Source organism: Rhizobium sp. PP-F2F-G48 (assembly GCF_004342335.1).
Taxonomy (GTDB): domain Bacteria; phylum Pseudomonadota; class Alphaproteobacteria; order Rhizobiales; family Rhizobiaceae; genus Ferranicluibacter.
Genome location: NZ_SLVH01000025.1, coordinates 1 through 7,651 on the forward strand (window position 1 = coordinate 1; position 7,651 = coordinate 7,651).

The 7,651-nt window shown below is 55.0% G+C and carries 7 protein-coding genes, 1 pseudogene and 1 riboswitch; of the genes and pseudogenes, 7 read left to right on the forward strand and 1 reads right to left on the reverse strand.

Annotated features, from left to right (window positions below; translation table 11 throughout):
- Positions 1-56: 56 nt before the first annotated feature.
- Entirely contained in the window at positions 57-1,376 is a 1,320-nt protein-coding gene (locus C8J36_RS24500; protein ID WP_245506732.1) for an IS1182 family transposase, read from the reverse strand.
- Between the two features lie 61 nt (positions 1,377-1,437).
- Between C8J36_RS24500 and C8J36_RS24505 the strand changes: the two genes are divergently transcribed.
- From C8J36_RS24505 to C8J36_RS24535, 7 genes and pseudogenes are all read left to right on the forward strand, one after another.
- Positions 1,438-1,800, forward strand: coding sequence for a VOC family protein (locus C8J36_RS24505; protein WP_110803320.1), 363 nt, complete (start codon positions 1,438-1,440; stop codon positions 1,798-1,800).
- A 70-nt stretch (positions 1,801-1,870) separates the two neighbouring features.
- A pseudogene (locus C8J36_RS24510) lies at positions 1,871-2,493 on the forward strand (glutathione S-transferase family protein).
- 233 nt (positions 2,494-2,726) lie between these two features.
- Positions 2,727-3,440, forward strand: a complete 714-nt coding sequence (locus C8J36_RS24515; RefSeq protein WP_132537874.1) for a DNA helicase — start codon at positions 2,727-2,729, stop codon at positions 3,438-3,440.
- A gap of 158 nt (positions 3,441-3,598) precedes the next feature.
- Complete coding sequence (locus C8J36_RS24520; RefSeq protein WP_132537875.1) at positions 3,599-4,351, forward strand: sulfite exporter TauE/SafE family protein; 753 nt, start codon at positions 3,599-3,601, stop codon at positions 4,349-4,351.
- A gap of 150 nt (positions 4,352-4,501) precedes the next feature.
- Positions 4,502-5,587 carry a MerR family transcriptional regulator gene (locus C8J36_RS24525; RefSeq protein ID WP_132537876.1) on the forward strand — a complete coding sequence of 362 codons (1,086 nt, stop codon included), beginning with the start codon at positions 4,502-4,504 and terminating at the stop codon, positions 5,585-5,587.
- A 103-nt stretch (positions 5,588-5,690) separates the two neighbouring features.
- Positions 5,691-6,473 carry an alpha/beta hydrolase gene (locus C8J36_RS24530; RefSeq protein WP_132537877.1) on the forward strand — a complete coding sequence of 261 codons (783 nt, stop codon included), beginning with the start codon at positions 5,691-5,693 and terminating at the stop codon, positions 6,471-6,473.
- A 67-nt stretch (positions 6,474-6,540) separates the two neighbouring features.
- Positions 6,541-7,290, forward strand: coding sequence for an SDR family oxidoreductase (locus C8J36_RS24535; RefSeq protein ID WP_132537878.1), 750 nt, complete (start codon positions 6,541-6,543; stop codon positions 7,288-7,290).
- Positions 7,291-7,427: 137 nt separating this feature from the next.
- A riboswitch (TPP riboswitch) is annotated at positions 7,428-7,542 on the forward strand.
- Positions 7,543-7,651 lie beyond the last annotated feature (109 nt).

Genomic DNA, 7,651 nt, shown 5'->3' on the forward strand with positions numbered 1-7,651 from the left:
CCTTATCGACGAGCAATGTGATCCGGAAAGGATCGAACGCATCATGGCGGACCAGCCTAAATCATAAGCTCTGCGGCCTTCGCCGGATGGATACGCTCGACGCTTTCGCGCCGCCGGTCGAGAACGTCAGGTCGCGCCGCCAACCGTGCTGCCATGCGATCAAGGGCGGCCTCGTTCTCAAGTCGCGAGACACGGCGATACGGGTTGTTGGTGCAGCGTGGCTTGAGGGCGCAGCCCTTGCAGGCGTCCCTGTTGCAGTAGTCGAATTTCACGTTCTCGCGTGACTTGCTCTCGTAGCGTGGCGAGAGAGCCTGTTCGGCTGGGCAGATATAGACATCCTTGTCCGGGTCGTAGCGGAACGCCTCCTTGGTGAAGAAGCCCTCGCGTGCGGCCGGTCCCCGGATCGGTTTGGGAACATAGGCGCTGATGCCGGCCTTCTCACAGGCCTCGATGTCCTCGATCTTGAAGTAGCCGCGATCGGCGACCGCCTCGATTTTGTCAACGCCGAGCGTTTCCATGGCAGCTTCGACCGTCGTTGCCAACAGACCCATGTCGAGGACCTGGTTGCAGACCTCCTGCTCGGCGATCAGTTTGTGCTTCACATCCACGGCGAGCTGGATGTTGTAGCCGACGCCGACCTTCGTCATACGCGCCATGGCGCGGGCATCCGGATCGGTCAGCGAGATCTGGTCTTCGCCGGTCTTATCCAGTTCATCCATCAGCGCCTTATGACGATCGCGCTTGCCTTTGATGGCCGCGATCTTCGCCGCAAGTTTGCCATCGCCGCGACCAGAGCCATTGCCGTTTCCCAGCTTCTCTTCGTCGGCATCGCTTTCATCGAGCCGCTTGATGTAATCGGCGAGCTTCTCGTCGGCCTCGCTGATGAACTTCGTCAGTGCGCCACGGGTGAAGTTGCGATCCTTGTTGTTGACCGCTTTGATCCGCGTGCCATCGACCGCCAGAAGCTCTTTCCCGAACAGATCGAGCTGGCGGCATAGGATCACGAACTCCCGGAACACCTGCCGGAATGCAGACCGGTTGATCCTGCGGAAGGCGGCGATGGTGCGGAAGTCCGGCTTCAGGTGGCGCAGAAGCCAGATCACCTCGATATTGCGATGGGCCTCCGCCTCCAGCCGGCGGCTCGACCGCTCCCGATTGAGGTAACCGTAGATGTAAATTTTAAGCAGATCGGCAGGATCGTATCCAGGACGGCCAGTGTCTTTCGCCGCCACTCGTAGAAACCCGGCCGAAACAAGATCGAGACCATCGACAAAGGCCTCGATAAAACGAACCGAGTTGTCCGGTGCGACATAGTCGTCGACCGCTTCGGGCAGAAGCAACAATTGCGAGCGGTCTGTTCCTGAAAGATGTGCCATGGCAAAGTCTACCACGAGCATTGATGCAGGTGAATCGAACAGGCTGTAATCGGAGGATATTTTGCCACTTAATCGATTGATGATTTACGCGAGGAATGTTGAGGAGACCGCGCAGTTCTATGAGAGGCATTTCAGCTTCAAAGCCATGCAACTGCCCGGTGATCGGATCATCGAACTGGTAGCGCAAGACGGTGGAGCAAATATAATGCTGCATGAAGCAGCCAAGGGACAACGAAGTGGCCAGTCCGTCATCAAACTGGTGTTCGACGTCAAGGATGTCGAAGCATTCCGCGTCCAGTGCGGCAAAGCCGGCCTGAAGTTCGGCCCAATCCATGAGGCCGACGGCTATCTATTCGCCAACGCAAAAGATCCATGCCAAAACTCAATCCAAGTTTCCAGCAGAGCTTTTCGGATCGACTGCTGACGAGTTTTCAGACGGTCTGTGGAAGTTTTGCGACAGATCCACCTTCGAAGATTGAATGAGCAAGCCATAGCTGTTCGGCGCTGACTATAGCGTCTATGTACGCATCACACGCCTCGCTCTCCACGAGAAAGGTGTCGAATATGATCTGATCCCTATCGACATCTTTGCCCCGGACAATGTGGCAAGGAGCTATCTTGAGAGGCAGCCGTTCGGGAAAATTCCAGCGTTTGAGCACGAGGGTTTCCGCCTGTATGAGACGGGAGCCATTACCCGCTATGTCGATGAAGCTTTTGAGGGAGCATCGCTCCAGCCTTCGGAGCCGAAGAAACGGGCTCGTGTGAATGAAATCATCAGCATTGCCGATGGCTACATTACCCTCAGCTCGTATGGGGAATGTATGTTGAGCTTGTCTCGAAGGCAGAGAAGGGCGAGCCGGCTGACGCAGCTCGTGTGGCGACAGCCCGTGCGAAAGCCCCGATTTGTCTGGAAACTCTTTCGGATTTCTTGGGAGATGGCGCTTGGCTCGCCGGGGATCGTCTCACGCTGGCCGATCTCCATGTCGCACCGATGCTCGACTATTTCCTTATGGTTCCCGAGGGGCAGGAGATGTTCTCCAAAAAGGCAAATCTTGCAGAATGGCGGCAACGCGTAAGCGGCCGCGAAAGCATTCAGATCACGTTCTCCACCAAGTAGCGTCCTTCTATGTCGCGGAAATCCTGATTTTCGCGTTCGGCACAGCACCGCGTGTGGATGGAACTTGTTGATGACCCGTTCTCAAGCTATGTTCAGGGGACAGGCTTGGCCCGCGCCTCCTCCCTCCCATCGGGGAAGTATCGTTCATACGGGGTATTGAGATCATCGAGCCATCTGTTCGAGCGCCGCATAAGGAGGGATTGCGTTTTCTGCTCGGAATGGAGGTTCCTTTGATGAAGCTATCTGCTCCGATTTATCAACTGAAGCGCCGAGCCAAATTGTTGGCGCGGAATGAAAAAATCCCCCTGCATTCGGCGTTGGACCGCATAGCACGCGACGAAGGTTTTGCGGGGTGGAGCCTGCTTTCCGCCCGAGTTGCAACATCTGCGACGGCAAGCGAAATGCTGTCCCGGCTTTCTGATGGCGATATGCTCCTGCTGGGAGCGCGGCCCGGTCATGGCAAGACCCTGCTCGGGCTTCAGCTCCTGCTCGATGCCATCCGTGACGGCCGGCGAGGTGTCTTCTTCACCCTCGAATATACCAAGCAGGAAACCCATGCGCGTATCCGGTCGCTAGAAGGCGAGTCGTCGGGCCTTGGGGTTGCTCTGGAAATCGTGACCTCTGACGAGATTTGCGCCGACTATATCATGCGCCATCTCGCCGATGCCTCCCGGGGGACGGTCGCCGTTATCGACTACCTGCAAATCCTCGATCAACGGAGAAACAAACCCGAGCTTTCGAAGCAAATAGCCACCCTTCAACACTTTGCTCGAAAGACGGGAATTATTTTCGCCTTTATCTCCCAGATTGACCGTTCATACGATCCGGAGGCGAAGCCTTTGCCGGATATGCAGGACATACGCTTGCCCAACAAAGTAGATGTGGGGCTTTTTTCAAAAGCGTGCTTCTTGCATGAAGGTAAGGCGCAGTTTCGGGCTGTAGCCTGATTATGCTGGCCTACCGGGGCACAGTCCAAGTGCGCCGGTAGGCCGTCCCTTGTCGCGGCAATCCTGATTTTGCAACATACTGCCTGCAGAATTGTAGATTCCGTCGGTGTTTCTGCACAAAGGAAACCAGCGTTAATCTGAGGGAAGGGAAACGACTTTTGTCAGAATCCATATGGATTGTTGTCTTGGGAACCGTCATCGCAGGTTTCGTTCAGGGATTATCTGGCTTTGCCTTCGGCCTTGTCGCAATGTCGTTCTGGGTCTGGGCTTTAGAACCACAACTCGCCGCCGTGCTTGTCGTCTTCGGTGCCCTGACAGGTCAAATCATCGGGATAGTTTCGGTTCGGAGAGGGTTCGCTCTACCGGTTCTCGCACCTTTTCTCTTGGGCGGAGTTGTAGGTATCCCGGTTGGTGTCGCCATCCTACCGTCGCTCGATACATATCTTTTCAAGGCCATCCTCGGTTCGCTCTCGGCTCTTTGGTGCCCTATCATGCTGTTCTCACGTCAACTCCCTCCCGTTCGCTTCGGCGGAAGGGTTGCTGATGGTGTGGCCGGGTTGATTGGTGGAGTGATGGCAGGTTTGGGGGGATTTTCCGGTCCGATACCTACCCTCTGGACCACATTGCGGCAGATGGAAAAAGACGTCCAACGCAATGTTATCCAGAATTTCAATCTGGCGACACTCGCCTTTACGATGCTGACCTATGTGGCCACGGGGATTGTCACGACAAAAATGGTCCCGATGTTTGCGATCGTCGCACCGGCAATGCTGTTGCCAACACTGATGGGTGCTCGCCTCTACGTAGGCATTAGCGAAAGGACCTTTCGCCGAATTGTGCTCGGTCTACTGGCCTTATCGGGAGTGGCAATGATTGCGTCTGCGGTCCCGCACTTGGTCGCGCGACTTTGAACGGCTCGTTCGCGGAAATCCTAATTTTGCAGCGCTGCAAAAGTCGAATTTAGATATCGAGCAAATGTTGGGATTTTTGCGACAGCTCAATTTTCCGCTTGAGCCGGACCTATCGTCATACCGTATTGAATATTCCTGAAGGAGTTTTCGATGCACGATCGCCGAAATAGAGATCAAGTTTTGCTGACCGCGTTGGAATGTGCAGAGCAGGTCGGTGTTAGCATTCGAGCACTTCGGCTCTACGAGCAATATGGCCTGATCTCCCCACGGCGCACTTCCAAGCAATGGCGACTATACGGCAGCACCGAGATCGTTCGCCTGAATGAAATTCTGGCCCTCAAAACCCTCGGCCTTAGCCTGCGCGATATAGCAAAGCTTCTGGAAGGACAGGTCGCTGATTTGGAGCAAACGCTTTCATTGCAGCGCGAGGCTTTAGCAAACTCGAAGGACCGCGCCATACGAGGGTTGCAGGTGATCGAAAGTCTTCAATCGAAGATTCGATCCGGAGGCACACCATCGATTGATGATCTTACCAATCTGGCAAGGGAAACTCACATGACAGAGACTTCTAAGGATACCGCAGCCTGGCGTCGATACGAACAGATGCGTCCAAGAGACGAGGTTCCGATCAAGGCGGACCTCCTCGACACCTTTTCGGGTGCCTACGAGACTGCCGACGGAACGCTCTCAATTGTCACCAATCACGACGGCCAACTTGCTTACAGGATTGTAGGTCAGTCCGACATCGACATATTTCCCGAGGGCGAGACCGAATTTTTTATGAAGGTTCTGCCGGTTCAAATAAAGTTCTGCCGCGACCACGATGGCAGGGTCGATGGTCTTGTTCACCATCAGAATGGGTTCGAGGACCATGCCCGAAAGGTAGCCGTAGACCCGATACTCCGCATCGAGGCTGAGATTCAGCAGCGCATCCGCGATCAGACGTCAATGCCTGGAAGTGCAGACATCTTGCGCCGCCTGATTGAGGAGCATGCGCGGGGGGAACCCGACCTTGACGGTATGGCACCAGCATTGGCGGCGCTCGCAATCGAGCAAAAAGACTTTATCCAAAGCGAGCTGGAGAAAGCTGGGTCCTTAAAAGCCCTGTCATTTAAAGGCGTTCAGCAAGGCCTGGATATTTATGACGTCGAGTTTGAAAATGCGAAAATGGAATGGGGTTTCGCAGTCACGCATCGAGGCAAAGTCAGCCACCTCTATTTGCGTCCAGCTCTGTAAGGGCGAACCTCATCGCTCCTGCCTTTGTAGCATTGCAAAAGCACAGCTAACATATCGAGTAAAATTCGGTATTTTAGCAATAGAGAACCGAGCGCGAGCGTCAATGAAGTTTGAGAAGTTTTTCATAACATCGGGCCAAGCGGACGCGCGATTAGAAATCGTGGTGGCTAAACCTCAGTCCGATGGGCCGCATCCGACGGTCGTTTTCAACCATGGCTCTACCGGAAGGGGCCATAATAAGTCCCTCTATACAAGGACGGTATGCCCGGCCGTCGCGGCACACTATTTTGTTGAGAAGGGCTGGATGGTCCTCTTTCCACAGCGCCGGGGAAGAGGGAAGTCAGGCGGGGGCTACGGAGAAGGTCTAGCTCCAGACGGCTCCGGCTACTCTTGCAATATTGAAATTTCGGTCGCGGGTTTCGAGTGTGCCGTCGAAGACATGGACGCTGTTGTTCGCCATCTGCGCGAACGATCTGATGTGGATCAAGACCGGCTTGTCATCGGGGGCGTCTCACGCGGCGGCATTCTGTCGATAGCGTATGCCGGTATGCGACCGAATACGTTTCGCGGCGCTATTAATTTCAACGGTGGCTGGCTCGGCAGAGGCTGCCCGAACCATGAAATCGTCAACCCAACCCTCTTCGAACGCGGCGCACCTGCCGACATTCCGACGCTTTGGCTGCATGGCATCCGTGATCAGTACTATCGGATAGAGCACTGTAGAGCAAATTTCGAAACGTTCCTGTCGGCGGGAGGAAAGGGCAAATTCGTTGCTGCCCCAATGGGCCATGCCTTGCTATTCAAACCAGCATTGTGGAAACGGCATCTCGATCAGTATTTGAGTGATATTGACGTGCTAAGTAATCCTGGATCCGCTTCGTTGTAGAACCAGCATTTTCGCGGCGAGGAGACAATCTGTGGCCCATGACCTGTCACCAAGAAGATATCCCGAAATGAGCGGCAAGATTGCTCTTGTGACGGGTGGTAGTACTGGAATTGGTCTGGCGACAGCCCAAGCTTTCGCTCATGAAGGGGCAACCGTCATCATCGCTAGCCGCAATGAAAAACGAGCGAAACAGGCTGTGGCAACGCTCTCGGACGGTGGCCGTGGAAGATGGATGCAGTGCGATGTGACAGACGGTCGTGGTGTCGATAGGCTAGTATCCTCAATACTGAAAGAACATGGACAGATCGATTACGCCTTTAATAATGCTGGCAGCGGGGGAAAAATGTCTCCGATAGCGAGCATGAGCGAGGATGCATGGGGTAAGACGATCAACGGTTATCTTACGTCCGTATTCCTGTGCATGCGCTATCAGTTGCCCGCCATGCTCAAAGCCGGGCGCGGTGTCATCGTCAATAATTCATCCGTCGATGGACTGCGAGGTTATCCGCTTCCGGGAGGTGCCGCATATGCCGCCGCCAAGCATGGAGTGTTGGGCTTGACGCGGAGCGCGGCACTTGAGCATGCCAAGGACGGAGTTCGTATTACAGCAATTTGCCCTGGCTGGATCGGCACGCCGCCTGTAGAGAATTTCATAAAAAAGAACGAGGAAATTGGCGCTCAGATCATGGCGCAAGAGCCGATTGGTCGGCTGGGAACGCCTGCTGAAGTCGCAGGCGGTGTTCTCTGGCTTTGCTCGGATGCGGCATCCTTCATGCTCGGAACTCCGCTGGTTCTCGATGGCGGTTACATGGCGTAGTGTCGCAGAAATCCTAATTTTGCAGCGCTGCAAAAGTCGGCTTATCATCTCGAGCAAATGTCGGGATTTTCGCGACTCAGATGCATCGCTCCTCTGGGAAACTTGACTCCGGCTGTTTTCCTTCCCACACTATTTTCTCTAATACCAAGGGGAGTCCCGCAAGGGGCTGAGAGACCGCTGGCGCAAGCAGCGCGGTGACCCTTCGAACCTGATCCGGATCATGCCGGCGAAGGGATGGGAATGTCAAAGCCTGCCTTTTGCCGGCCTGACCTGCCACTGAAGTTTCATCCGGCTGCGATTAGAGCCTGGGCGGTTTTTGATACGCCAAATGGCGGGGTGGGAGCAACCGGCGGAAACGCGA